General features: G+C 71.2%; 21 protein-coding genes. 6 read left to right on the forward strand and 15 right to left on the reverse strand.

The genetic code is table 11. The features are described from left to right. Positions 1-7: 7 nt before the first annotated feature. The 5 genes from D7X12_RS13570 to D7X12_RS13590 form a co-directional block, all read right to left on the reverse strand. Positions 8-6,766 carry a polyketide synthase gene (locus D7X12_RS13570; protein WP_120625700.1) on the reverse strand — a complete coding sequence of 2,253 codons (6,759 nt, stop codon included), beginning with the start codon at positions 6,764-6,766 and terminating at the stop codon, positions 8-10. Between the two features lie 152 nt (positions 6,767-6,918). Continuing rightward, on the reverse strand, positions 6,919-7,797 hold the full coding sequence (locus D7X12_RS13575; RefSeq protein WP_120625701.1) for an alpha/beta hydrolase: 879 nt from the start codon (positions 7,795-7,797) through the stop codon (positions 6,919-6,921). Next, entirely contained in the window at positions 7,794-9,548 is a 1,755-nt protein-coding gene (locus D7X12_RS13580; RefSeq protein WP_120625702.1) for a DUF885 domain-containing protein, read from the reverse strand. The genes D7X12_RS13575 and D7X12_RS13580 overlap by 4 nt, the downstream gene beginning before the upstream one ends. Before the next feature lie 27 nt (positions 9,549-9,575). Further along, on the reverse strand, positions 9,576-10,163 hold the full coding sequence (locus D7X12_RS13585; RefSeq protein WP_120612298.1) for an NYN domain-containing protein: 588 nt from the start codon (positions 10,161-10,163) through the stop codon (positions 9,576-9,578). Positions 10,164-10,207: 44 nt separating this feature from the next. Then, a complete protein-coding gene (locus tag D7X12_RS13590; RefSeq protein WP_120625703.1) occupies positions 10,208-11,092 on the reverse strand; it encodes a LysR family transcriptional regulator in 885 nt (294 codons plus the stop codon). Positions 11,093-11,198: 106 nt separating this feature from the next. On the opposite strand from D7X12_RS13590, the gene D7X12_RS13595 reads away from it, so the two are divergent. Then, positions 11,199-12,125, forward strand: coding sequence for an MBL fold metallo-hydrolase (locus D7X12_RS13595; protein ID WP_120625704.1), 927 nt, complete (start codon positions 11,199-11,201; stop codon positions 12,123-12,125). Here D7X12_RS13595 and D7X12_RS13600 read toward each other — a convergent pair. Next, positions 12,058-13,089, reverse strand: a complete 1,032-nt coding sequence (locus tag D7X12_RS13600; RefSeq protein ID WP_120625705.1) for a GlxA family transcriptional regulator — start codon at positions 13,087-13,089, stop codon at positions 12,058-12,060. The two genes, D7X12_RS13595 and D7X12_RS13600, sit on opposite strands and share 68 nt — an antisense overlap. A gap of 156 nt (positions 13,090-13,245) precedes the next feature. Here D7X12_RS13600 and D7X12_RS13605 point away from each other — a divergent pair, with 156 nt between their 5' ends. Both D7X12_RS13605 and D7X12_RS13610 read left to right on the forward strand, forming a co-directional pair. Beyond that, positions 13,246-13,614 carry a hypothetical protein gene (locus D7X12_RS13605; protein ID WP_120625706.1) on the forward strand — a complete coding sequence of 123 codons (369 nt, stop codon included), beginning with the start codon at positions 13,246-13,248 and terminating at the stop codon, positions 13,612-13,614. Next, complete coding sequence (locus D7X12_RS13610) at positions 13,611-13,910, forward strand: DUF3817 domain-containing protein (RefSeq protein WP_120625707.1); 300 nt, start codon at positions 13,611-13,613, stop codon at positions 13,908-13,910. Before D7X12_RS13605 ends, D7X12_RS13610 begins: the two co-directional genes overlap by 4 nt. Before the next feature lie 21 nt (positions 13,911-13,931). Here the strand turns inward: D7X12_RS13610 and D7X12_RS13615 are convergent, their stop codons facing one another. Beyond that, complete coding sequence (locus D7X12_RS13615; protein ID WP_120625708.1) at positions 13,932-14,870, reverse strand: LysR family transcriptional regulator; 939 nt, start codon at positions 14,868-14,870, stop codon at positions 13,932-13,934. Positions 14,871-14,964: 94 nt separating this feature from the next. Here D7X12_RS13615 and D7X12_RS13620 point away from each other — a divergent pair, with 94 nt between their 5' ends. Beyond that, a complete protein-coding gene (locus tag D7X12_RS13620; protein ID WP_120625709.1) occupies positions 14,965-15,849 on the forward strand; it encodes an NAD-dependent epimerase/dehydratase family protein in 885 nt (294 codons plus the stop codon). A gap of 48 nt (positions 15,850-15,897) precedes the next feature. Here D7X12_RS13620 and D7X12_RS13625 read toward each other — a convergent pair whose 3' ends face one another. Further along, positions 15,898-17,433, reverse strand: a complete 1,536-nt coding sequence (locus tag D7X12_RS13625; RefSeq protein ID WP_120625710.1) for a DUF1501 domain-containing protein — start codon at positions 17,431-17,433, stop codon at positions 15,898-15,900. A gap of 4 nt (positions 17,434-17,437) precedes the next feature. After that, on the reverse strand, positions 17,438-19,105 hold the full coding sequence (locus D7X12_RS13630; protein WP_120625711.1) for a DUF1800 domain-containing protein: 1,668 nt from the start codon (positions 19,103-19,105) through the stop codon (positions 17,438-17,440). A 187-nt stretch (positions 19,106-19,292) separates the two neighbouring features. Between D7X12_RS13630 and D7X12_RS13635 the strand changes: the two genes are divergently transcribed. After that, entirely contained in the window at positions 19,293-19,919 is a 627-nt protein-coding gene (locus D7X12_RS13635) for a hypothetical protein (RefSeq protein ID WP_120625712.1), read from the forward strand. Positions 19,920-19,922: 3 nt separating this feature from the next. Here D7X12_RS13635 and D7X12_RS13640 read toward each other — a convergent pair whose 3' ends face one another. Continuing rightward, positions 19,923-20,498, reverse strand: a complete 576-nt coding sequence (locus D7X12_RS13640) for a hypothetical protein (RefSeq protein ID WP_244224534.1) — start codon at positions 20,496-20,498, stop codon at positions 19,923-19,925. A 64-nt stretch (positions 20,499-20,562) separates the two neighbouring features. Between D7X12_RS13640 and D7X12_RS13645 the strand changes: the two genes are divergently transcribed. Then, complete coding sequence (locus D7X12_RS13645; protein ID WP_120625714.1) at positions 20,563-21,333, forward strand: hypothetical protein; 771 nt, start codon at positions 20,563-20,565, stop codon at positions 21,331-21,333. An 8-nt stretch (positions 21,334-21,341) separates the two neighbouring features. On the opposite strand, the gene D7X12_RS13650 is transcribed toward D7X12_RS13645, so the two are convergent. The 5 genes from D7X12_RS13650 to D7X12_RS13670 are packed head-to-tail and all read right to left on the reverse strand — an operon-like array spanning position 21,342 to position 26,009. Continuing rightward, positions 21,342-21,542 carry a hypothetical protein gene (locus D7X12_RS13650; RefSeq protein ID WP_120625715.1) on the reverse strand — a complete coding sequence of 67 codons (201 nt, stop codon included), beginning with the start codon at positions 21,540-21,542 and terminating at the stop codon, positions 21,342-21,344. Then, the gene (locus D7X12_RS13655) at positions 21,539-22,393 is read right to left on the reverse strand and encodes a hypothetical protein (RefSeq protein ID WP_120625729.1); all 855 of its coding nucleotides are present in this window, start codon (positions 22,391-22,393) and stop codon (positions 21,539-21,541) included. The genes D7X12_RS13650 and D7X12_RS13655 overlap by 4 nt, the downstream gene beginning before the upstream one ends. Then, positions 22,390-23,538 (reverse strand): TadE family protein, encoded by a 1,149-nt coding sequence (locus tag D7X12_RS13660; RefSeq protein WP_244224535.1) that lies wholly within the window; start codon positions 23,536-23,538, stop codon positions 22,390-22,392. Before D7X12_RS13660 ends, D7X12_RS13655 begins: the two co-directional genes overlap by 4 nt. Next, positions 23,511-25,136 carry a pilus assembly protein gene (locus D7X12_RS13665; protein ID WP_120625717.1) on the reverse strand — a complete coding sequence of 542 codons (1,626 nt, stop codon included), beginning with the start codon at positions 25,134-25,136 and terminating at the stop codon, positions 23,511-23,513. Before D7X12_RS13665 ends, D7X12_RS13660 begins: the two co-directional genes overlap by 28 nt. A 30-nt stretch (positions 25,137-25,166) precedes the next feature. Further along, a complete protein-coding gene (locus D7X12_RS13670) occupies positions 25,167-26,009 on the reverse strand; it encodes a TadE/TadG family type IV pilus assembly protein (protein WP_120625718.1) in 843 nt (280 codons plus the stop codon). Positions 26,010-26,049: the final 40 nt, after the last annotated feature.

Below are 26,049 nucleotides of genomic sequence, written 5' to 3' on the forward strand. Positions count from 1 at the left end.
GGGGTGGTCATCGGGTCTCGCTCAGCTTGACGAACTTGCCGGGCACCGTGGGGTGCGGGACGAACCAGGCGGGGTTGCCCTGCGGATCACGCCCCAGGCGGGCGCCGGGGACGGGGGGCTGGTTGGAATCAAGGGCCACGGGCGCGGGTGCCTGCGTCTGACGGGCGGTGCCCGGCAGGAAGCCCGCGTCCTGCAACTCGGTGACGCTGTCCTGGAACGCCGTGATGAGGCGCTGCAGGTCCGCTTCCGTGTGCGCGGTGGTGAAGAAGCACGGGAAGCCATCCCAGATGTGGATGCCCTTGTCGCGCAGCAGGCAGAACAGCAGATCCCCGTGGGAGATGTCCGCCGTGACGAACGTCTTCCACAGCGACCCGAAGTGCTTGATGCGCAGGGGCGCGCCCACGTCGTCGAAGAACGCGTTGAGCGTGCTCGCCAGCTGGTCCGCCTTCGCGCTCACGCTGCGCTGCAGCTCCGGGCCCGCGGCCTTCATGTGCTCCAGCGCGGCCTTCGCGGCGGCGAGCGCCAGCGGGTGACGCACGAACGTGCCGGCGAAGTACGTCACGCCCACCGTGGGCACGGAGTCGTCACCGAACTGCCAGTGGCCGCCGTCCAGCGCGTCCATGAACGGGCGCTTGCCCGCGATGACGCCAATGGGCATGCCGCCGCCCACGACCTTGCCGTACGTCCCCAGGTCCGCCTGCACGCCGAACACCGCCTGGGCGCCACCCGGGTGCATGCGGAAGCCGGTGATGACCTCGTCGAAGATGTAGACGGAGCCGGACTTCTGAGTGAGGTCGCGCAGCTGGTGCAGGAACTCGCGCGGCTGGAAGTCGGGGCGGCGGCTCTGCACCGGCTCCACCATGATGGCCGCCAGCGAGTCCGCGCGGGAGCGCAGGATTTCGAGCGACTCCGGCGTGCCGTAGTCCAGCACCAGCACGTCCTGCACCGCGCCCGCCATGATGCCCGGCGCGGCCGGCACGGTGCGCAGGCTCTTGGTGCCACGCACCAGCACCTCGTCGAAGATGCCGTGGTAGCTGCCGGCGAAGATGGCCACCGTGCTGCGGCCGGTGACGGTGCGCGCGATCCGCAGCGCCCCCATCACCGCCTCGGAGCCGGTGTTGCAGAGGGCCGCGCGGTCCGCGCCGGTGAACTCACAGACGAGCTTCGCCACCTCACCCGCCAGCGGGTGCATGGGCCCCAGCTCGTAGCCGTCGTCCACCTGCCGGTGCACCGCCTGGGTGATGAAGTCCGGCGCGTGGCCGAACATCACCGAGCCGAAGCCGTTGAGCGCGTCCAGGTACTGGTTGCCGTCCACGTCCCAGAGCTGCGAGCCCTTGGAGCGGTTCACCACCAGCGGGTAGATGAGCTCCTTCAAGAGCGGCCGGAAGCCCGTCACCACGCGCGGGTCGGACAGCTGGGAGCGGTTCTCCTGCGCCGAGCGCTTGGAGCCCTGCGTCTTCGCGTTGTAGCGGCGGGTGAAGTCCTCCAGGAACGTCTGCTGCCGGGGCGTGAGCGCGTCCTTCGGCGCGAGGCTGATGCGCGCGATGGCGCCGAACGCCTTCTTCACGTCGTACTTCACCGGGCCCTTCAGCTCCGGCTCATCCGCGGCGGCGGCGGCGGGCGCGGCGACAGGCGCGGGCGTGGAGGCCACGGGAGCCACCACCGGAGCCGCCGGGGCCACGGCCACCGGCGCCAGCGCGGCGACCGGGGCCTGGGCGGCCGCGGGCTGTCCGGACAGGAGCGAGAGCTGCTGGGTCATCAAACGCAGCTGCTGCTCGATGACGGCCTGGAGCGTGCCAGCGGGCGCGGACGGGGCGGCCTGGAACACGGGCGCGCCGAGGGCCGGCGCGGCGACGTGCTGCTGCGCGAGGATGTTCGCGGCGAGCTGCGCGGGCGCGGACGGTGCGGCGGAGACCGGAGCCGGCGCAGGCGCGGCGGCGGGCGCGGCCTCCGGGGGCATCCGGCCGTCGAGGTACGCGGCGAGCTGGCCCAGCGAAGCGACCTCTTCCAGGAGCTGCCGGAAGGTGACCTTCACGCCGAACTGCTTCTGCACCGCGAGCGCCGCCTGGGTGAGCACCAGCGAGTCGAGCCCCAGCTCCAGGAAGCTCGCGCCCGCATCGGCGTCAGCGAGCTCCAGGCCGCTGAGTTCTTCAAACAGGTTGCGCAGGGTGGGGACAAGGCGTTCGGCGCGGGGGACAGGGGCGGTGCTCACGGCGACTCCGGTGGCGGGTGGTGTGACGGGCACGGAGGCCCGCTCGAGTTCGATCCAGTGGCGCTGCCGCTGGAAGGGATACGTGGGAAGGGTGACGCGCTGGCGCTGCTCGTCGGCGTGGAACGCGCTCCAGTCCAGGGGGACACCCCGGCGCCAGAGCTGGCCCACGGCATTCAGGAGGGCGCTCCAGTCGGCCGCGTCGCCGCTGGACTCCCCCAGGGAGGTGAACACCCGGGCGCGCTGCTCGGCCGTGGCCTGCTGCCGCGCCAGCGTGGCGAGCGTCACGCGCGGGCCCACCTCCAGCGTCAGGAAGTCGCCCTTCTCCCAGAGCGTGCGCAGCGCGGGCGCGAAGCGGACCGTGTCGCGCAGGTGCCGCGCCCAGTATTCGGGGGACGTCGCCTCGGAGGGCTTGAGCCAGGTGCCCGTCGCCGTGGAGACGATGGGGATGCGCGGCTCCGACAGGCGGATGCCCTTCATCGTTTCGAGGAAGGGCGCCACCGCGGCGTCCATCATCGGCGAGTGGAACGCGTGCGACGTCTGGAGCAGCCGGCACGCGGTGCCTTCCGCCTCCAGCGTGGTCTGCAGCCGCGCCACCGCCTCCGTGGGCCCGGACACCACGCACAGGCGCGGCCCGTTGTCCGACGCGATGGCCAGCCCGTCCGTCAGCCGGGGCGCGAGCGCTTCGGCGGACAGGCGCACCGACAGCATGCTGCCCGGGGCCTGCGCCTGCATGAGCAGGCCGCGCTTCGCCACCAGGTGCAGCGCGTCCTCCAGCGTGAAGACCCCCGCGAGGCACGCGGCGACGAACTCGCCCACGCTGTGGCCCACGAGCGCGCCCGGGCGCACGCCCCAGCTCCACCAGAGCTGCGCGAGCGCGTACTCGACGGTGAAGAGGGCCGCCTGCGCGAACGACGTCTGACGCAGCGCCTCGGCGGCCTCCGGTGATTCGGGGTGCTTCGGGAAGAGCACCTCGCGCAGGTCGCGCCCGAGCAGCGGCTTGAGCACCTCCGCGCACGCATCCACCGTGGCGCGGAAGGCCGGCGCGTGGCGGTACAGCCCGTGCGCCATGTCCGGGTGCTGCGAGCCCTGGCCCGGGAAGAGGAACGCGACGGGCGGGGTGGACTCCAGCGCGGTGGCGTCCGGCTCGGCCGCCGTCAGCGCCTTCACGGCCTCCTCGGTGCTCCCCGCCACCACGGCCCGCCGGAACGGGAACGCCCGCCGGCCGGTGGCCAGCGTGTGCGCCACGTCCGCGAGCGGCTGCTCCGGGTTCGCCTGGAGGTGCGCGGCCAGCTGCTTCGCCGCCTGCGTCAGGGCCGCGGGCGTCTTCGCCGACAGCAGCAGCACGTTGCGGGGCTTGGACGGACCGGAGCCGGGCCGCGCGGGGGCCTCCTCCACCACCACGTGCGCGTTGGTGCCGCCCACGCCGAAGGAGCTGACCCCGGCGCGCAGGGGCTCCGTGCTCGCCGGCCACGGGGAGCGCTTCGCCTGGACGAAGAAGGGGCTGCGCTCGAAGTCGATCTTCGGGTTGGGCTTCTGGAAGTGCAGCGTCGGCGGCAGCTCGCGGTGCTTCAGCGCGAGCACCGTCTTCAAGAGGCCCGCCACGCCCGCGGCGGCGGTGAGGTGGCCGAAGTTGCTCTTCACCGAACCGATGGCGCAGAAGCCCGTGTCGGCCGTGTGCGCGCGGAAGGCCTGCGACAGCGCCTCCACTTCAATCGGGTCGCCCAGCGGCGTCGCCGTGCCGTGCGCCTCCACGTAGCGGATGGTGCGCGGATCCACGCCCGCGTTCGCGTGCGCCAGCGCGATGACGGTGGCCTGTCCCTCCACGCCCGGCGCCGCGAAGCTCATCTTGGCCGCGCCGTCGTTGTTGACGGCCACGCCGCGCAGCACCGCGTGGATGACGTCGCCGTCCGCCTGCGCGTCCGACAGGCGCTTGAGCACCACCGCGCCCACGCCGTCGCTGAAGAGGGTGCCCGTGGCGCTCGCGTCGAAGGGCCGGCAGTGCCCGTCCTGGGAGAGCATGCCGCCCTCCTGGTACAGGTGCCCGGACTTCTGCGGCACCGTCACCGCCGCGCCGCCCGCCAGCGCCACGTCGCACTGGTGCGTCTGCAGCGCCCAGAACGCCTGCGCCACCGCCACGAGCGACGTGGAGCACGCGGTGTTGAGCGACAGGGCCGGGCCTCTCAGGTCCAGCTTGTGCGCGACGCGCGTGGCCACGTAGTCCTTCTCGTTGGCCACCATCGCCTGGAAGGCGCCCACCTTGCCCACGATGTCCTGCCGGGGCTGGACGTGCAGCGGCTGGTAGCTGTTGTTGTGCGTGCCCGCGAAGACGCCGATGAGGCCCGGGTACGTCTCCGGCACGCAGCCTGCGGACTCCAGCGCGGACCACGCCGTCTCCAGGAAGAGGCGCTGCTGCGGATCCATCACCTGCGCCTCCTTCGGCATGATGCCGAAGAAGCCCGCGTCGAAGAGCTCCACGCCCTCCAGGATGCCGCGCGCGCGAACGTACTCGGGCGCGTCGCGCTCACCGGCGGCGACGGAGGGGTCCACCTCGTCGCGCGTGAACGTGGTGACGGACTCCACCCCGCCCACGAGGTTCTTCCAGAACGTCTCCACGTCGGGCGCGCCCGGGAAGCGGCCCGCCATGCCGATGATGGCCACCGGCTCCGAGCCGCCCGTCCCACCGGCCGTCTGCTGGCGCTTCGCCTGCCGCGCCTGCACCTGGTCCTTCAGCGAGGGGCGGGACGCGTCCCCGGAGAGCACCGCCGCGAGCTGCGCCACCGTGGGCGACTGGAAGAGCTGGACGATGGGCAGCTCCAGCCCCTGCGCCTGCCGCAGGCGCGCCACGCACTGGAGCGCGAGCAGCGAGTTGCCGCCCAGCTCGAAGAAGCTGTCGTGGATGCCCACCCGGTCGATGCGCAACAGCTGCGCCCACGCGTCCGCGAGCGTCTGCTCCAGGGGCGAGCGGGGCGCGACGAAGGCCTGCTGCAGTTCGGGCCGCGTGGGCAGCGGAGCGGGCAGGGCTCTCCGGTCGATCTTCCCGCTGGGCGTGCGCGGCAGCGCCGCGAGCACGACGAACGCGGAGGGCACCATGTAGTCCGGCACCCGCGTCTGGAGGTGGCGCCGCAGCGCCCCGGCCGCGTGCTCCAGCGTGCCGTCCGGGACGATGTAGGCGACGAGCCGCTTGTCACCGGGCACGTCCTCGCGCGCCACCACCGCCACCTGCTTCACCGCCGGGTGGCTGCCGAGCGCGACCTCAATCTCTCCCAATTCGATGCGGTAGCCGCGCACCTTCACCTGGCCGTCGATGCGGCCCAGGAACTCCACGTTGCCGTCCGGCAGCACGCGCGCCAGGTCGCCCGTCTTGTACGCGCGCGCGGTGGTGCCGGGCTTGAGCGGGTGCGGCACGAAGCGCTCCGCCGTCAGCGCCTCGCGGTGCAGGTAGCCCTTCGCCAGGCACACGCCCGCGAGGTACAGCTCACCGGATTCCCCCTGCGGCAGGGGCTGCTTCTGCTCGTCCAGCACCAGCAGCTCGCACCCGTCCACGGCCTTTCCAATGGGCGGCAGCGCGGGCCAGGCCTCCGGGGCGCCCCGGAGCACGTAGCTGGAGACGACATGCGTCTCCGACGGGCCATAGTGGTTGTGCAGCGCGCACCCCGGAAGCGCGGCGAAGAAGGCGCGCAGGTGGTGCGTCACCTGGAGCTGCTCGCCCGCGGTGACCACCTCGCGCAGGGACGGCGGCACCTTCTTGTGCGAGGTGGCGATCTCCGCCAGGTTCTGCAGCGCGATGAAGGGCAGGAACAGCCGCTCCACGCGCTCGTCGGCCAAGAGCTGCAACAACAGCACGGCGTCCAGCCGCACCGCGTCCCGCACCAGCACCAGCGTGCCGCCGGAGCACCAGGTGCCGAACAGCTCCTGGAACGACACGTCGAACGACAGCGGGGAGAACTGCAGCGTGCGCGTGCCCGGCCCCGCCACCGACTGGCCCAGCTGCCACGTGATGAGGTTGCCGAGCGGCCCGTGCCCCATCGCCACGCCCTTGGGCGTGCCCGTGGAGCCGGACGTGTAGATGGCATACGCCAGCCCCTCCAGGCTCGACGCGTCCACCGGTGAGGCCGGGGCCTCCGGGGCGAAGAGGGCGGGGGACTCATCCAGGCACAGCACCGGGCCCGCGAAGGGCGGCAGGCCCGCGCGCAGCTTCGCCTGGGTCAGCAGCACCGGCGCCCGGGCGTCCTCCAGCATGAAGGCCAGACGCGGCGCGGGGTAGGCCGGATCCAATGGCAGGTATGCGCCGCCCGCCTTGAGCACGGCCAGCACCGCCACCACCATCTCCACCGAGCGCTCCAGGCACACGCCCACGAGCACGTCCGTGCTGACGCCCAGTCCTCGCAGGTGGTGGGCCAGCTGGTTCGAGCGGCGGTCCAACGCCGCGTACGTCAGCCCTGCGCCCTCGAAGCGGACAGCCTCGGCTTCGGGTGTGCTCGCCGCCTGCTCCGCGAAGCGCGCCACCACTGTCTGCTCGACCGCTCCAATCACGAACATCACCCCCGGGGTCATCCGACCATCCGATTTCCAGCAACCGCACTGTGTAGAGGCCGGGACGGACGAACCGATGCAGTCCCCAAGCATGCCATGTCTGTACAGGAATCAACGGATACGCGCCGATTCCTTGCTGGCAGGCGAGCCCCAGGCCGCCGCCCGGCATGGTTTCACAGAAAGCGGGAAAAGAAGGCCAACACCCGGCGTGGATACTCCTCCGGAGCGGCCTGGAGGTAGTCCCCGTGGCCGGCGCCGGACACGCGCCACTTCTCCCAGGGGCCCTGGCCCTGCCGCAGCAGGTCATCCAGGGAGGCCTCCGGTACCCAGGGGTCCTCCGTGCCCGCGATCAACAGGACGGGGCGGCGCGCCAGCGCGGCCATGTGCTGGGCCGGGCGCACCGCGTTCACGTCCACGCCCGCGCGCCGCATCACCTCCAGCGCCGGCCACAGGCCCAGGGGACCCCAGTGACCCAGCTCGTCCTGGAGCGCCTGCGCGGGCGCGACCGCCGCGGCCTCCACCACCACCGCCTTGAAGCGCGCGTCCTGCGCCGCCGCCTTCAGGACGGAGTAGCCGCCCAGCGAGAACCCCAGCGCCCCGATGCGCCGGGCATCCACCTCCGGCTGGAGGGCCGCGAAGTCCAGCGCCGCCACCACCTGGGCCGCCTCGCGGTCACCATAGGTGGACACCGTCCCGGCGCTCTGCCCATGCGCGCCCAGGTCGAAGAGCACCAGCCCGTAGCCGGCCTCCGCGAGGAACCGGGCCTCGGGCAGCAGCTGGGTGCGGTTGCCTGACAGGCCATGGACCAGGACGACGAGCGCCCCGTTCTTCGGCGGCAGGTACCAGCCCTTGAGCTGGAGCCCCGTCGCGTCCTGGAACGCGATGTCGCGCAGTCCGGCGAAAGCCGCCTCTTCCGGGGGCCGCTCCACGGGCCGGCGCGGCGGGTACACCTCCGATGCGATGTAGCGCGCGCTGCGCACCGCGACCCAGGCCGCCAGCACCAGCAGGCCCAGGCCTCCCAACAACAGCCCGGTGACGAGCAGGCGCTTCATGCCTGTGCCTGGACCCCCGCCACCCACGCGTCCAGCTTCGCCTCCAGCACGTCCAGCGGCAGCGAGCCCGTCAGCAGCACCTGGTCGTGGAACGCCTTCACGTCGAAGCGCGCGCCCAGCGCCGCTTCCGCCCGCGCGCGCAGGGCGGTGATGCGCAGCTGGCCGACCTTGTACGCCAGCGCCTGGCCCGGCCACGCGATGTAGCGGTCCACCTCGTTGGTGACGTCCAGCTCCTGGCGCGGGGCGTTCTCCATGAAGAAGTCCAGGGCCTGCCGCCGCGTCCACCGCTTCGCGTGCAGGCCGGTGTCCACCACCAGCCGCACCGCGCGCCACATCTCGAAGGCGAGCTGGCCGAACTTGTCGTGCGGGTCGTCGTACAACCCCAGCTCATCCCCCAGGGACTCGCAGTACAGCGCCCAGCCCTCGTCGAAGGCCACGTAGGACGTGAAGCGGCGGAACTCCGGCAGCTGCGTCTGTTCCGACGCGAGGGCCACCTGGAAGTGATGGCCCGGCACGGCCTCGTGCAGCGTCAGGGGCACCATCTCCCAGACGGGCCGCGTCTCCGGCCGGTAGAGGTTCACCTGGAAGGTGCCCGGGCGCGAGCCGTCCGCGGCGGCGGGGAAGTAGAAGCCCGTCGTCACGTCCGGGGCCATCGCCTCCGGGATGGGTTCGACGACGTAGGGCTTCTTCGGCATCGTCCGGAACAGCCGCTCCAGCAGCGGATCAATGCGCTTCGCCAGGGCCCGGTAGCGCGCGAGCAGGGACTCGCCCGTGGGCTCGTAGAAGCGCGTCTCCGTGCGCAGCGACTCGAAGAAGCCCTGCAGCGTGCCGGTGAAGCCCGTCCGGGCCATCACCCGGGACATCTCCGCGCGCAGCCGCTGCACCTCCTGCAACCCCACCGCGTGGATCTCCTCCGGGGTCATCCGCGTCGTCGTGTGCCGGCGCGCGAGCACGGTGTAGAGCGCCTCGCCGTCCGGGAACTGCCACACGCCCACCGTCTCCGGGGCGGCGGGCAGGTACTCCGTCTGGAGGAAGTCCAGCGTGCGCCGCAGCGCCGGCACCACGCTGTTCAAGATGGCGGCGCGGCCCGCCTCGGACAGCCGCTGCGCGACGGCGGCGGGCACGTCCTTCGGGATGCGGGTGAAGGGACTGTAGAAGCCGCTCTGCGTGGCGTCAGTGACGAGCTGCCGCTCCAACTGCGGCGGGATGCGCTGGAGCACGATGCGCGGGTGGATGCGGTGATGGCGCATGCCCTCTCGCATCAGCGCCACCACCTGATCCGCGTAGGTGCCGAACCCCTCCAGCCGCTTCACCCAGTCCTCGTAGTCCTGGACCGTCTCGAAGCGGAGCATGTCCGCCAGCTGGTACGCCGTCTGGAGCCCGGGCGGCTGCTTGAGCCCCTCCGGCAGGCCGCCCATCTGGTTGAGGGGCAGCAGGTGGCTCTTCACCCCGTACTCCTCCACCCACGTCGCGTGCATCCGCCGGAAGAGGTCCAGGTGGAGCCGGTCCGCGTCGTCATCCAGCGCGGCGCGGTCCACCCGGGAAAGCTTCGCCAGCACGTCGTGGCTGTGCCGGTGGTCGGCCTCCAGCGCCGCGAGGCTCAGGTCGTCCCACCGGTCGTTCCAGCGCCGGTCCCCCAACAGCGAGGCATAGGTCGGGTACTGCTGGAGTGAGTACTGCCACTCCGCTTCCAGCAACGCGTGCAGCGCGGCGGAGGCGCCGCCGCGCTGGGAGGTGGACTCGACGGACATGGATGGACTCCGGAAGGGGGACCGCGACTACACGAACAGCGTCGGATCGAACTCGTCCACGTTGACCGGCAGGATGCGGGGCAGGGGACGCTGGAAGACGCGGGCGTTGAGCTCCAGGTCGACGATCTTCAGACCCGAGGGGACCAGCTCCCGGAAGCGCTGGCTCACGTACTCGCGAAGGCCCAGCACGGCCACCTGGCGCTTCTCCTCCAGCAGCGGCTTGAGCGCCTCCGCGAAGTCCGCGCCGTCGTGGCTCGCGAGGCCCACCGCCGCGCCCGGGCGCTGCGTGCGGATGTTCTCCAGCAGCTTCAGGATGCCCAGGTCCACGACCTTCTGGTCCGGACGGCCGTGCAGCAACGCGACCTCGCAGCCCGCGGACTTCAGGGCGCGCACGAAGCCAATCATCGCGTCCGGCAGCTGCTCCCCGCGCGCGTTCAGCACCACCACGCAGCGCACCGGCTTGGGGAAGTAGGTGTCGCAGAAGGCGATGAGACGGTCGAACTGCACCCGGTCTCCAGGTTCGGGCTTGCGGCCTACGATGTTGGAGACGGCCCAGTCGACGTTCTCGGCGTCGATGAGCACGTAGGAGGCGGCGGCTGGACGAACGGAATTCATGGTCGGGACAATACGCGGGCGGCTGGCCGTTGGGAGGGGCTTCTTCAACCCACCCGGATCCGTTTGAACTCCTCCAACAACAATTCGGAAACACGTCGCACCCGGGGAATATCCAGCGCGGACCGTGCGCAGACGAGGTGGGTCTGGCTCCGGGCGAAGGGGCCCAGGTCCAGCTCCAGCGGCACCAGCCGGCTCGTGCGTTTGAAGCGGTGCGGCATGTTCGGGAGCACCATCGCGCCCAGCCCGGCCTCGGCCGCCGCGAGCAGCACCAGGAAGTTGTCCGCGGTGAATGACGGCGTGAAGCCGGGGATGAGCGACTCCAGCTGGGGGTTGGGGGGCACCGCGTCGAACGGGGGCGCCCAGGCCACCCAGGGCAGCTCCTGGAGCGTCACCTTCCGGGACAGCCGGGCCTTGAGCTCCTTGGAGACGAAGACGCCGTTGACGATGTCCAGCGTGTCCACGCACTGGAGGTCGGGCGTCGCCGGGGGGCGGGCGCGCAGCGCGAGGTCCGCCTCGCCGCGTCCCAGGTCCAGGTACTGCACCTGTGACTGCACCTCCAGCCGCAGGCCCGGGTGCTTGCGTGCGACGAACGCCGCGAAGGGGGCCAGGAAGTCGGCGCTCATGTAGGGCGTGCCCGTCACCCGCACGATGCCCCGGGGGGAGTGGTCCGTGGACTCGGCGGCGCGGTGCAGCTCCCCGGCCCACTCCGCCATCTTCTTCGCGGGCACCACCCACCGCTCGCCGGCCGCCGTCAGCGCCGCGCCGTCCACGCTCCGCCGGAACAGCGCCGCGCCCACCGCGTACTCCAGCGCGGCCAGCCGGCGGCTCACCGTGGGCTGGCCGATGCGCAGGCGCCGCGCGGCCCCGCTGAAGCTGCCCGTCTCCGCGATGGCGAGGAACAGCCGGGCGTCATCCCAGGAGATATCCATGAATGGATGGCATCATGCCGTCTTGACGGATTCCCATCCACTGGCGCATCCCGCATCTTGCGGCCTGTTCTGAACGCCCGGGCCCGTCCCGGAAGGGGTTTCCGCCATGAAGTCCGTCCTGCTCGCGCTCTGCCTCACCGTGGTCGGCACCGGCTGCGCCACGACCTCCCACGACTTCCAGCGGTCCGCGCTGGGGGTGTCGAAGCCGGCGACCGAGCTGCTCGCGGAGCTGGAGGTGCCGGGGCCGGTGGAGCTGGAGACCGTCACCTCCTGTGACTGGGCGGTGGAGCGCGGCGGCCTCATCAACCTGGACCACCCGACGGCGAAGGCCGCGCACCTGGAAGACGGGGACGAGCCCGTGAAGATCTTCTTCCACGCGCTGCGCCACCCGACGCGGGGGCTGTACATCGTGGACACCGGCGTGGAGACGGCGCTGCGGGACGCGCCGGGCCGCTCGGCGATGCGGGGCGTCGTGGCGAGCGCGATGCACCTGGAGAAGATGACGGTGCACCAGCCGCTGGGCGAGTGGCTGACGCGCCAGCCGCAAGCGCTGTCCGGCGTCTTCCTCACGCACCTGCACCCGGACCACATCACGGGCATGGCGGACGTGCCGGCGGGGACGCCCGTGTTCACCGGCCCGGGTGAGGCGTCCGAGCGCGCGTTCGTGAACCTGCTGGTGCAGGGCGCCGTGGACAGCGCGCTGGAGGGCAAGCCGGCGCTGTCGGAGTGGGGCTACACCGAGGACCCGCAGGGGCTCTTCGACGGCGCGGTGGACGTGTTCGGGGACGGGTCGGTGTGGGCGCTCTGGGTGCCGGGGCACACGCCGGGCAGCACCGCGTACCTGGTGCGCTCGACGCAGGGGCCGGTGTTGCTCCTGGGGGACGCCAGCCACACGCGCTGGGGCTGGGAGCACGACGTGGAGCCGGGCACCTTCACCCACGACGGGCCGCGCAGCGTGGTGAGCTTCAAGAAGCTGCGCGCGTTCGTCGCGGCGCATCCCGCGGTGCAGGTGCGCTTCGGCCACCAGCATTGAGCTTCCGTGGCGGAGCCCCGGCGCCACCGCTCCGGAACGCGCGGCGGTAGGCCAGGGGACTGGTGGCGACGAAGCGTTGGAAGTGTTCGCGGAAGGTGGTCGCGGACCCGAAGCCCACCTTCGCGGCGACCGCCTCCACGGACTGGCCCGTGGTCTCCAGCAGGTGCTGGGCTCGGCGCACCCGGGCGCGGAGCAGCCACTGGAGGGGCGTGGTGCCCGTCTGTTCCCGGAAGCGGCGGCTCAAGGTGCGCTCGCTCATCGCCGCGCGCCGTGCGAGGGATGGCAGCGTCAAGGGCTTGTGGAGGTGGTCCTCCATCCACCGCAGCACGGGCTCCAGCGAACTCCCTTCCGGCGATGGTGGCACGTGCGTGATGAACTGGGATTGGCCGCCGTCGCGCTCCAGCGGCATGACGGCCAGTCGGGCCGCGTCGGCCGCCACCGCGGAGCCATGGTCGCGCCGCACCAGGTGGAGGCAGAGGTCGAGCCCCGCCGCGGCGCCCGCTGACGTCAGGAATTGCCCGTTGTCGACATACAGGACGTTGGGGTCCACCTGGATGGCCGGGTGGCGACGGGCCAGCTCCTCCGCGGCCAGCCAGTGGGTCGTCGCGCGCAGGCCGTCGAGCAGTCCCGTGGAGGCCAGGACGAACGCGCCGGAGCAGATGGACGCGATGCGCGCGCCCCGGGCCGCCGCCGCGCGGACCGCGCTCACGAGCCGTGGCGGAACAGGGGCGGAGATGTCCGCGATGCCGGGCAGCATGATGGTGTCCGCCCGCGCCAGCTCTCGCAGGCCGTAGCGGGTCTTCAGCTGGAAGGAGCCCGCCTGGACCTCGGGCGTCACGCCGCAGACCCGGACCTGGTAGCCGGAAGCCCCACCGGGAAGCCGGACCCGTTCGAAGACCTCGCACGGTATCGAGAGGTCGAAGGGAACGACCCCATCCAGGGCGACGATGGCGACGACGTGCATGGCGGGAAGATGCCAGTCCGCCGGGTTTCCGCCAAGCGGGCGACCGTGGCGGGAAGTCGTCGAAGATTGGCGTTTCCGCTACTCACGTGCCTGGGAGGGCCCATGCCATACGGACCTGCATGGCGATGGGCGCCATCCGGTTCCGGAAGGTGGCTGGTGCTGCTCTACCGCGTCCTGCTCCTGTTCAAGTTCGTCGGCGTGGTGCTCTACGGGGGCGGGCTCATCGGGGCGCTGGTGGCCACGAGCGCTGCGGACCGCAAGCGCGCGGTGCACGCCATCGCGTCGCCGGGGTTGGTGGTGACGTGGACGGCCGGCTACTTCCTCACGCTCCAGCTCAACGTCGCGCTGACGGAGCCGTGGATTGTGGGCGGGCTGTCCCTGTCGCTGGTGTCGCAGCTCGCGCTCGTCGCCATGGCCACGCGCGAGCGACGCACGGGGGTGGGGGCGTGGCTCGCCGCCGTGCCCTTCTTGCTGGTGTTGGTGTTGATGATCTTCCGGCCGCGCTGGCCCGGGGTGGACCCATGAACGCGCTGCGACAGCTCCGGCTCATCGCCTTCCTGGAGGGGATGTCCTTCCTGGGGTTGCTCTTCATCGCGATGCCGGTGAAGTACCTGCTCGGTCAGCCCCTGGCGGTGCGCATCGCGGGCAGCGTGCACGGGCTCCTGTTCCTGCTCTTCGTTTCCTCGCTGTTCCGCGCCGCCGCCGAGCACGAATGGCCGGTGCGTCGCTCGCTCGCGGCGTTCGGGGCGTCGCTGGTGCCGTTCGGGACGTTCGTGCTGGACCGGGCGCTCAAACGCGAACAGGAAGAGACCCGGGGCTGAGCGCTCCCGGGGCCATACGCATCACGACCGCGTGCCCTTCCGGGCGCGCCCGCGCGTTGGCGTGGAGGCCGGGGCCGCCGTGTCCTCGAAGGCGCTGGAGACGAAGTCGACGAAGACGCGGACGCGGGGCGACAGGTGTCGGCGCTCCGGATAGACGACGTACAGGTCGGGCCCGGGCGTGTGCACGGCGGTGAGCAGGGCCTGGAGCTGCCCTGCCGCCAGGGCCTGCGTGGCGACGAACTCCGGGATGCGTGCGATGCCCACGCCCTCCAGCGCCATCGCCAGCAAGGCTTCGTTGTTGTCGGACGCGAAGGGGCCGGGCACCTCCACCGGGTTGCCATCCAGCCTCCACGGGACGCGCTGCCCGTCACGCAGGTAGGCCAGACACGCGTGGCGCTGGAGGTCCTCCACCTTTCGCGGCGTGCCGTGCCGGCGCAGGTACGCGGGCGCGGCGCAGATGACCGCCCGTGTCCCGCCCAGGCGTCGGCGGATCAGCCGCGCATCCGCGCTCTCCCCCATGCGCAGCCCCACGTCCATCCGCTCCTCCACCAGGTCGATGAAGCGGTCCGTGAGCCCCAGCTCGCACTGCACCTGCGGGTACGCGGCCAGGAACGCCGGCAGCCGGGGCACCAGCCAGTAGCGCCCCAGGTCCATGGGCGCGGTGATGCGCAACGGGCCCCGAGGCCCCCGCGACTCCCGCAGCTCCCCCTGCGCGGCTTCCAGCTCCGCCACGATGCGCTGGCCCCGTTCGAAGAGGGACAACCCCTCCGGCGTCGGCTGGAGCGTCCGGGTGCCGCGCTGGAGGAGCAGCACCCCCAGGCGGCCCTCCAGGCGGGCCACCGTCTTGCTGACCGCGGAGGGAGACACCCCGAGCGCCCGCGCCGCCGCGCTGAAGCTGCCGGTCTCGAGCGTGCGCACGAAGGCACCCAGCCCGGCGAGGGGCTCCTGGAGGAGGGTCATTCACGAACTCTAGGAACAGGTGGTGTGCCCTACAAGCCACTACCCCTCCCGCGCGGAACAACGCAGTTTACGAAGCCTCTCACAGGAGCAGTCCATGAAAGTCTTTGTGCTGGGCGCGACGGGCTACATCGGCGGGTCGGTGGCGGTGCGATTGCTGGCGGCGGGCCACCAGGTGGTGGGCACCGCCCGGACCCCGGAGAAGGCGCAGGCGCTGGAGGCGCGGGGCATCACGGCGACGGTCGCCTCGTTCGACGACGAGGCCGTCCTGACGCGGCTGGCGCAGGAGTCGGACGCCGTCATCAACGCGGCGTCGGCGGACGAGCGCCGGCCCGTGGAGGTGCTGCTGGCCGCGCTGAAGGGCTCCGGCAAGCGCTTCATCCACACCAGCGGCTCCAGCATCGTCGCCACCGACACGGGCGGCACCCTGACGACGCCGGTGCACGACGAGGACACGCCCATCGACCCCGTCCCGGAGAAGGTGGCCCGCATCGCGCTGGACCGCCGCGTCCTGGACGCCGCGAAGGAGGGCCTCCACACGAACGTCATCTGCCCGTGCCTCATCTACGGCCAGGGCCTGGGCCTCAACCCGGACAGCGTCCAGTTGCCCCCGCTCATCCGGTACGCACGCGAGACGGGCACCGCGCGCTACATCGGGCAGGGGGAGAACGTCTGGTCCAACGTGCACATCGAGGACCTGGCGGACCTCTACCTCCTGGTGCTGGAGCGCGCCCCCGCCGGGACGTTCTTCTTCGCGGAGAACGGCGAGGCGAACTTCCGCGACGTGGTGACCGCCATCGGCAAGCGCTTCAACCTGCCCACCGGCAGCATGCCGGTGTCGGAGGCCGAGGCGCGCTGGGGCGTGGAGCTGGGACGCCTGGCGCTCGCGTCCAACAGCCGCATCCGCGCGAAGCGGGCCCGCGAGCTGGGCTGGAAGCCGCACCGGCCCTCGGTGTTCGACGTCATCGCGCAGATGAAGTAGCGCGACGGGAAGGCCCCAGGCCGCACGGCCTCCCCGTCTTCACGGTCCTCAGTCCGGCAGCATGAAGGCCAGCTTGTAGCGCTGCGCGAGCGCCGGGAAGCCGCGGGTCACGGCGTCCTGCACGTAGCCCGGCAGGTTGGGGAACACGTAGTCCCGCTCGGCGACGGTGCTGAGCCCCAGCCACGAGGCCAGCGTGAAGCCGTACTGCTCCACCGACAGCGTTGGAATCCAGCGGCCCTTGTTGTCCGTGGAGCCATCGAGCGTGCCGCTGAGGTCCAGGTCCGGGAAGGTGCCGTAGAGCTTCCGGCCCGCCACGCGGTTGCCCATCACCAGCGCGTGGCCACCCCAGGCGTGGTCCGTCCCCTGCTCGGAGTTCTCCAGCAGCGTGCGGCTGAAGTCGCTCATGGTGAAGAGCGTGGACTGGGGCGCGTTCGCACCGAAGGCCGGGTCCAACTCCAGCAGGTTCATGGCCTGCTGGAACGCATCCAGCCCGTAGTCGAGCTGCGCGAGCAGCTCCGGATGATCCACGTCCTGGTTCTGGTGCGTGTCGAAGGAGCCGAAGCCCACGGAGAACACCTGCCGCTTGAGGCCCAGGCCGCCGCTGGCCGCCGGGATGGCCCCCGCCACCAGATCGCGCACCACCTGGTAGAGCTGGACGTGCAGCGACCAGCGGTCCTTGCCCACGGGCGTCTCGAAGAGCGTTTCGATCTTGCCCCGGGTCACGCCGTCGATGCGGCTCCACGCCTCCTCACGCGCCTCGGCGCGGGCACGGGCGAACGTCTGGGCCGTGCCGAAGACGCCCGCGTAGGACGCCTCCAGCGCCACGCCGTCCTGGATGCCCATCACGTCCTGGAGCGCCTGCGACTGGAGCTGATCGAAGGCCGAGGGCGGCGTGGTGGTGGTGCGGAACGCGAGCGTGCCGTCCGCGGCGACCATCAGCGGCTTGCGCGTTCCGCCCACCGAGAAGCGCTGCTTGCCACCGAAGGACGTCACCTCCGGGTAGTCCGGCGGCGTGCTGGTGTTGAGCACGTGGAGCTTGTCCGCCGTGCGCCCGCCCCAGCCCGTCACCTTCAAGTCACTGGTGAGGGTGCTGGTGGTGGGGTTTGCCAGCGCGCTCGCCCAGGCGTCCTGCTGGTCGCTGTGGGAGAAGAGGTTCTCCGGCACGGCCAGGCTCGCCGTGTAGTCCGCCTTGGTGAGCGGCAGCACCATCGGTCCCACGTTGCACACGAAGGCGGCGCGGCCCTGTTCGAAGTGGTCGCGGACCTTCGTCAGCGACGGGTGCAGGCCGTAGGCCCCGGCGGCGAGCCCCGTCGGGTTGATGGTGAGCAGCTGGTCCAGTTCGAGGCGCAGGACGTTCCGCGCGTCCCGGTAGTGCTGGTAGGGGTTGCCCAGGCGCGGGACGAGGACGTTGTTGCTGTCGTTGCCGCCCAGCAGGAAGACACAGACGGCGACGCGGGAGCCGGCGTAGCCGCCCAGCGTGGCCGCGTGGGCGCTGCCCATCCAGCGGGGGAGGGAGGAGGCCGCGGCGAGGAAGCCCAGGCTGCCGGTGGCGCCTCGGAGGAACTGGCGTCGGGTGGTCGTCATGGGATTACCGCTGCACCTGGAAGGAGGGGGAGAGCGAGGTGAGGTAGAGGGCCAGCTTCTTCTTGCGCAGCACCACCCCCGCATCCGGATCCGCGAGCGCGGTCAGCAGGCGCTGCTCGAGCGCCGGTGCCATCGTGCCGTGCAGCCAGTAGCGGCCCAGCCACGCGACGAGCGCCGCGTTGTCGGACGGCAGCAGGTTGTAGTCCACCGTGATGGCGGCGGGGTTCGTGTAGAGCAGCTCGTGGACGAAGTTGGCGCGCGCCGTGATGGTCGCCGTGTCGAGGATGGCGAACTCGGGGCCGAGCAGCCCGTCGGTGTCGGGGGCGGGCGCGTTGGGCGGGTAGTAGCTGAAGACAGACGGCGAGCGGGGCACCCACTGCCCCATGCTCCTGCTCCAGTTGCTGAGCCGCAGGCCGGGATCCTTCGTCAGGTCCAGCGTGGGGTCCAACCAGCGGACCACGTTGGTGACGAACAGCGCCGGCGAGCGCAGGTGCCCGAAGCCGGGCCGCAGGGCCAGGGGCGGCTGGGCGCCGCGTGCCTCGGCGTCCTCCAGGATGGCGCGCACCACGGACATCAGGTTGCCGCGGTCACCGTTCGCATCCGACTTGAAGACGAGCGCCACGCGGTTCACGTAGGCCGGCGTCGGGTTGCTGGTGACGAGGTGCTGGATGAGCTGCTTGCTGATGAAGGGCGGGACGTTGGGGTCGTTGAAGACGTTGTCCAGCGCCTGCTGCAGGTGGACCGCCGCCGTCCCACCCGCGGTGGTGGAGACGCCGCGCAGGAGCTGCTGCGAGCGCTCATCGTGGTTCGCGTTGCACGGCATCATCGGCTGCGTGTAGTCAGGCACGTTGATGGCGCCGCCCTTGGCCGGACACGCGGCGGCCTTCCAGGTCCACCCGGACAGCGCGCTGGCGAAGGCCTGCACCTGCTCCTCCGTGTACGCCGTCCTGGGCTTTCCGGTGAGCGGATCAATCTGGACGGTGCCGTCCATGTTCAGCTTCGGGATGCCGAGCGTGAACAGCTGGAGCATCTCCCGGGCGTAGTTCTCGTTCGGGTCGATGCGGTCGCCGGCCCCGTTGAAGGCCCGGTTGTTGACCATGTCCAGGTAGCGGCCCATGGCGGAGCTCTTCGTCACCGCCTCCAGCAGGGTGCGGAAATTGCCGAATGCGTGCGTCGACAGCAGGTTCAGGTGCGCCGCCAGCGCCGTCTTGGGATCCGAGTACGCGGTCCGGGGCGACTCCGGGATGTCCAGCTGCGAGACGACGAAGATCTGGCTGAGCGCGAACGCCACGCGCAGCCGCAGCTGATCCTCTCCGCTGACGGCGCGCAGGAAGAACTGCGAGCCCAGGTCCGCGGCGGCGACGTCGCCGTTGAACGGCGCGGCGGGCTGGAGGCTGAACTGCTCGGTGAGTGACTGGGGAATGCCCACCGCCATCACGTGCTCCACCGTGCCGACAGGCGCCGGGCTCACGTTGCGCCCAAGGCGCGGGCCGAACGAGGACTGCTCCAGGAAGCGGATGCTGTTCGCCTCGCCGGGAGTCTCCAGGGAGTCAACGGCCTGCTGCGTTTCACCCAGGGCCGCTGCGGGTGGGGGGGACTGCTCGGGGGGACCCTCGACCTCTGCGCAGGACACGGCGCAGAAGGCGAGGGCCAGGGTGGTGCGACGAAGCATCCAGCGCTCCTCGGGACGACGGGGAACGACCCCGGGAACACCAGGGCCGTGACGAAGAGATGGATTCTAGGATTTATGTTAATTCTGTTAAAGCATGTTTGTCTGGTAGTCCGGGAGGCGTCCGACGCGGGAGGTTTCTGTCCGGGCGCGGTTTCCCTCGGGAGCATCCGGGAGTAGAGGACCGGGCGTGAGTGCGACGAAGAACCCCAGGCGCCCCACCTCCGCGCTCGCCTTCCACGGCGTGGCGCTGGCCTTCTTCGCGGGCTGTGCGGTGTGGCTCGTGCGCGAGTCGCGCGGGCTCGGAGGCCGGCCTGGGATGATGGGGTTGGGCGTGGCGGTGGCGGCCGGAGCCCTGGCGCTGCTGGCCCTGGGCGCGCTCGTCGGACTGCTGCGCGGCGGGAGGCTCGTCGCGCTCCAGTCGCGCGCGGAGATGGGGAGCTATGCGCTGGTGCTCGCGACCCTGGGCGTGCTGGGGCTGGTGGGCCTTCGCCTCCTGAGCGTGGAGGGGCGAACCGCGCTCGCCACCTTCTGCCTGGGGCTGTGCGCGTGGCTCGTCGGCGTGGGCCTGCACGCGGTGCCCGCGCTGTTCCTGGGCCCGGACGGCTTCATCGACTCGCTGGGCCGGAGGACGCCCTTCGCGCGGCTGGAGTGGTACTCGCTCCAGAAGGACCAGGGGGAGCTGCCCCGGGTCCTCTTCCAGGCGGGCCACGGGACGCGGCTGCTGCTCAACGCGCGGCTCGCCAGCGCGGACGCTGACACCGTGCGCGCGGCGCTCGTCCGGGCCGGGCTGGCCTCACGGCCCCGGGGCCGCTGACGCTCACGGCCCGTCCGCGCCCTTCCAGGGGTCTCCGCCCACGCCGAAGGCCTCCAGCAGGAAGGACTGGGTCCCCGACACGCGCACCAGACCCAGGGCCGGAACGCCGGGCGACCACTGCGCGGTGATGCCCATCGGATACGAGTACTCCGTCACGGCCAGCTTCTTGCCATCCACCGTCTCCGTGGACTGGCGCAGCAGGTGGGGCAGTCGCTCGGCGCCCGGCTGGTTGAAGGGCGCCACCGTGTCGCTCGGGGGCCTGCCCGGAACATGCAGGCGCATCAGCAGCACGCTCTTGGCGCTGAAGCGCTCGCCCTCCACCAGGAAGTCGAAGCGGACGCGGCCGGTGGCGGGCACGTCCACCTCCAGGAGGATCCACCGCCCGCGCTTCCCCTCATGGCGCCCCGTGCCGCCCACCTTGAACACGAACCGCGAGGGCCCGTCCGCGGACGTATTCACGTAGCGCGCCCAGCCGCCCTGCTTCGCGACCAGCGGCAGCCCGAACAGGGCATTCGGAGCCCCGTCTTCCGCGTGCGCCGCCGGGCCGCCCAGGCACAGCAGCAGCGCGAGCACGGCCATTCCCCGCCTCGCGAGGGCCCCACGCTTGTCCGATGACGAGTCCCGGACGGATAGTGCTGCTCCCATGCGCCGCCTCCTGTGTCCCGTGTGCACCGCCGTGCTGCTCCTCGCCACACCGACCAGCTTCGCCGCGCCCGACGCCGGCCCCACCGCTCCGCCGCCCGCGCTCCCCCGGGTGGCGCCCCAGCCCCAGTCCCAGTCCCAGGTGCAGGACGCGGGGACGCTGCCCCCCGGAGATCCGCCCATCGCCCCGGAGCGCCTGGCCGAGGCGCGCGCCCTGGTGCCGCCCCCGCTGCTCTACGGCCAGCTCCAGCCCGTCGTGGGCAACTGGGTGGAGTACACCTTCCGCTCGAAGCAGGGGACCTTCCCGGTGCGGGCCTCCGTGGTGGGCGAGACGCGCCGCGAGCACGACACGCTGTTCCAGGTGGAGCTGGACTACCAGTCGTCGCCCCGCGTCCTCATCATCGTCTGGGTCTCCCGCGCCGGCACCGCGCGCCCGCTGGTGGAGCGGCTGGCCGTCTCCATGCCGTCCAGTACGCCCATCTCCATCCCCGTGGACCTGCTCGCGGACCACGCCGCGCTGCGCGGAGTGCCCGTGCGCCAGCGCGACACCGAGCTGAAGACAGGCCCCTTCGCGGGCAAGGGCCGCGAGCAGACCTTCCGCCTGGAGTCCGGCCAGACGATGACGGTGGTGACGTCCGCGAAGGTGCCCGTGTTCGGCGTGGAGTCCCTGCACGACCCTGAGTCCACCTGGTCCGCGGTCCGCGCCGGCACGGGCGCCCGTCCCGCGCTGGGGTCCGTTCCGCTCGCGCTGCCCCGCCTGCCGGGCCCCTGAAGGCCCCTTCAGCCGAAGGGGTAGCCCAGCACGCAGTAGAAGCCGCGGATGTAGATGGTGAGCGCCGCGAACATCTCCGGCGCGAACGTGGTGATGGCCCCGGTGCCGATGAGCAGCGCCATGAGCAGCATCGTGAACTCCGTCATCGCCTGACCGCGCGAGCGGGGCCGCAGCATCCAGCGGTAGCCACGCGACATCCATCCGTTCATCGGTTCGACTCCTGGGGAGGAGGAGGGGGGGCACGCTCGATGACGAGCGTGATGAGGGACTCCGGGAGGCCGTCCTTGGCGACGGGCGACAGCGACAGCGACAGCCGCTCCCCGGGGCGCTGGAATTCGAGCAGCTCCACGCCGCGCGCCGTCCGGCCGTCCACGACCGTGAAGCCGCGCGCGGGCAGCTGCTCCCGGTAGAAGGCCACGAGCATCTGCGGCGTGCCGTGCGCCACCTGGGTGAGCGTGGTGCTGCCCGCCGTGGGCCCGGAGCCGCGCTCGTCCACGCGCAGCACCGTCACCGCGCCCGGAGGCTGGGGCAGCGAGGCGGGCGCGGTGCCCTGCAGGTGGATGCCCTCGGGGGCCTCGACGAGCGTCGGGAAGACCAGCGTGCGCGGCACCGCGCCGCCCGAGCGGATCGTGGTGACGGACACCAGCGCGCCCAGCTTCGCGTCGTAGTAGTTCACCGCGCCGCCGCCCGCGCCGTCCTCCTGCGTGACGATGTCGCGGCCCCGCAGCCGGAACTCACGGGCGTAGAACTCCAGCACCTCGCCCGGCGGGTGGTCCGTTTCGAAGTAGCCCATCTCCATGGGGCTGCCGTTCGTCTCCAGCCGGCCCATGGGCACCATCCTGGCCCCGGGGAACGGCGGGAACACCCGCCGCACCCGGTCCGCGCCGGAGGAGGGCAGGGGCGGCGCGGGGGGCAGGTCCACCACCCCGGGCGGCGGCGTGGGCGCCGGGGCCGCCGGGGGCGGATCCTTCAGCAGCACGGCGGTGGCGATGAGCGCGAGCAATCCGCCCAGGCCCAGCCAGCGCGTGAGCGCGCCCGTATGGTCCGTCAGCCCGCTCATGGCACCGGCGGCAGCGCCGGCGCCGGCGAACACGCGTCGTCGGCGTAGTGGAAGTAGCCGGCGCCCGCGGCGATCGACTTCGTGTAGACGGACTCGGGGGCGTTCGAGAGGGTGGCGCCCTGGAAGAAGTTCCCACGGCAGTTGTACGCACGCATCGGCCAGTTGTCCGGGCCGCGCTTCGATTTGACGGCGCCGGGCTCGCAGCTGCCGAAGCAGAAGCTCGTGTCGTTGCGCCAGTAGGCGGCCTGGAGCGCGTCGCCGGGCACCGTGCGCGTGGGCCTCGCCGCCGCCGCGAAGGAGCCCGCGGCCTTCGGGTCGCGGATGAGCACGGAGCGGCGGATGTAGTCAGCGGAGAAGGGGAAGTCGAGCCCCAGCACGGACATGACGCCTTCAATGGCATCCAGGGCCCCGCTGCCACCGCTCGTCACGCCCGCGTAGACGATGCGGCTCACGCGGTCGTGCGTGAGCTGCTCCACCCGGGGGTAGGTCTGCGCGGGGTTCTCGCCGTTGCCCCAGGCCCGCCACGTGTCGTGGTAGAGGTAGAACTCCTCGTTGAAGACCAGGTCCAGCTGGTTGCCGTCAAAGCCTGTCGTGTAGAGGGCGACCTCCTGCGGGATGATGCGGTTCACCATGCGCACCTGCACCCGCGCATGGACCGCGCCCACGCTGGGGTCGAACCCCATGTCCTCGGCCAGCTGCTCGGGCGTGCTGCCCAGCGCGGCCAGGGCCGGGCCCGCCAGCCCCGCGACGCCGGCCTTCGAACCCATCTCCGACATCTCGACGCTTTCGAGCGGCGCGTCAGCGTTCTCTGCCGACACCTGGAAGGTGAGCCCGTTCTGGTAGGTGCTGCCCAGGGTGCCCGTCTTCGTGGAGCCGTCCAGGTCCTGGTAGCGCGTCCGGGCCTCGGCGACGACGGCGTTGAGGTCCGAGCGCACCGTGCGCTCGAAGGCGATGAAGCGCGCCATCTCCGCGAGCTTGATGCGCGCGCGCTGCGCCTCCCAGAAGTAGTTCGCCCAGAGCACCAGCACCACGAAGAGCGGCGCCAGGAGCGCCAGCTCCACGGTCGCTGAACCCCGCGCGCGTCCCCGTCGCCCGGTGTGGGTCCCCAGGGTGCCCATCAGTAGTTGATGCCGTTGAGCAGCCATGCGCTGTCCCTCCATTCGGGCACCAGCCACTCCAGGCGATCCGAGTCCCAGTGGGTCTTGATGGGCGCCAGCCGCGCGGTCCAGAGCGGATTGAAGAAGTTGGGCTCTTCCTTCCAGGTATTGGGCCGGTGGTAGATGGCCCGGCCCACGGACAGGGCCATCATCCCGCCCGTCACCCTGCGGAATTCATCCGCGTACTCGTCCTGCTTGCCGCCCACGTACCTCCAGGTCAGGTCCAGGTACGACTCCTGGATGCCCTCGGCCTTGTTCTCCGCGGTGTTGAACTCGTCTTCGCCAGCGCCCTGCATGAAGGCGTTCTGGCTCAGGTTCTCCATCTCGAAGGGAGGCTTGCCGCTGGTGCGGTTGGCGCCCATGTCCTTGCCCAGCACGACGAGGCTGCACGGGTAGCCGAAGTGGTTCTGCTGCGGGTTGACGAAGCTCGTGTCCGCCGTGAGGAAGGGCGTGATGCCCGTCCACGGGTGGTGGGAATTCGACTTGCTGGAGCCGACCTCCTGGTGGAAGCCGCCCCGCGCGTCCGCCGCGGCCCGGAAGCGCAGCTGGAAGACATTGTTCCAGCTGAAGATGCCGCAGGCCGGGCGCACGTCGATGCGGATGTCGTCCGCCGCGTAGAGCTGGTCCTTGCGGTTGTTCTCGAAGCCCTCGTCGAAGCTCTTGATCTGGCTGTCGGCCGTCTTGCGGATGCGCAGCTCGCCAATGACGACGCACAGCTGGAGGTTCCAGCGCCGCCCGATGAGGAACGGACCCTCGCCCTCGGCCGTCCACCGGCGCCGCGCGCCGTTGGCCAGGCTGCCCATCAGCAGGCGGTACTTGGCCATGTCCGGATCCGACAGCTTGTTGTTCTGCACCAGCTTCCCCCGCTTGAGCATCCCCGTGGGGTCCACGCCCATGGTGGGACTGCTGCTCTTGGGCCCGTCATCCACGATGTGGAGGAAGTTCTTGGCGTTGGAGTAGTTGACGTTGTTGGGGTTGTTGAACACGGAGCTGATGGGCCCCTTGTTGTAGTCCTGGTTCGTCGTCATGTCCTCGGTGACGAACGCCTTGGGGTCCGTCGTTCCGATGACGTCTCCATGCCCGTTGCTCGTGTAGAGGTCGAACATGGTGCCCGTGAGCATGGCCTCCTGGGCCAGCCACAGGGCGATGTTGAGCCCGGTCAGGATGGGGATGAGCAGTCGTGAGACGGTCTCCACCGCGACCTTCCAGGCCTTGATGGCCTTTTCGACGGCCATGAACACGGTGCCGATGCCGGGGATGAACTTCAGGTACTTGGCCGCGGTGCCGATGGTGCGGTCCAGGTACACCGCGTGGCTCACGTACGACATCACCGTGAGCATGGCGGAGTAGTGCACGATCATCGCGCGGTTGGTGTACGCGAGGAAGTTGTAGGCGCGCGCCTCCTTCACCGCCAGCGAGTACGCCTCCGCGTCCGCGGCGTCCTGCAGCTTGATCTTCTGGTACACGCCGTGGCCGATGCCCACCGACGTCATCACGGTGACGGCCAGCACGAGCATGACCACCACCCCGAGCACCATGGCCTGCCCGCGCTCGTCGCGCCGCAGCCTCCGGAGAATCCGAAACATCAGGGTTCCTTCCGCCAGCGTCGGGGGACGCTAGCCATCCACGGCGCAGGAGTTCGGGCCGTAGGTTGCGCTGTTGAGGAGGTTGGACTGCATGCGCATCGAATAGGTCGCGATGACGGGGATGACGAAGGTGCGGTTGCCGGCCAGGGTGCTGATCTTCTGGTGGTCCGCGTCGCGGCTGGCGCCCTTCGCTTCCAGGTACTTCGTGGGGCTGCCCCCGCCCACGTGCTGGGTCGTGAAGTTCGGGCCGCCGCGGATGTCGTTCAGGAACTCGCGCCCCATGTAGAAGGCGTGGAGCTGCCAGTTCGCGAACGGGATGCGCATCTCGTAGAAATACGTCACGCGCACCGTGAGCAGGTTGGCCTCGATGACCTGCGCGTTCCGGATGTCGTCGTAGTCCAGCTCCCGCCCCTGCATGTGCGAGCCGTAGGACGCGAAGAGCGTGGGCAGCTGGCTCCGCCTGGGGTTGAGCACCTCCACGCGCAAACGCTCCAGGTCCGCGCCCTGGTCCTGGAACGTCTGGTTCTCCCTCACCAGCTTGGGATCCGTATAGGCGTCATTGACCCGCGCCAGGTTGAGGAGCGTGTCCACGCGGCCCGTGGCCGGGGCGCCGCCCGAGCTCGCCTTGGGCGGCCCCAGGGTGGGCAGCACCGCCACGAAGGCGGCCTTCTTCATGATCTCGCAGTCACCGTGGTTGACGATGCCCGCGCGCGCGGACCGGTACGCCGCGTACTCCGTCATCAGCCGGGCGTGGTGCAGCGTCCCCAGCTGGAGGATGCCGAGGATGAGGAAGACCATCACCGGGAAGACCAGTGCGGACTCCACCAACGCCTGACCCGACTCTCCGGGATGGGCTGAAGCGGACCATTTCATGGGAAGTCCAATCTTCACACGGCATGTCATGGGGTGCCAG

The sequence above is a fragment of the Corallococcus sicarius genome (assembly GCF_003611735.1).
GTDB lineage: Bacteria > Myxococcota > Myxococcia > Myxococcales > Myxococcaceae > Corallococcus > Corallococcus sicarius.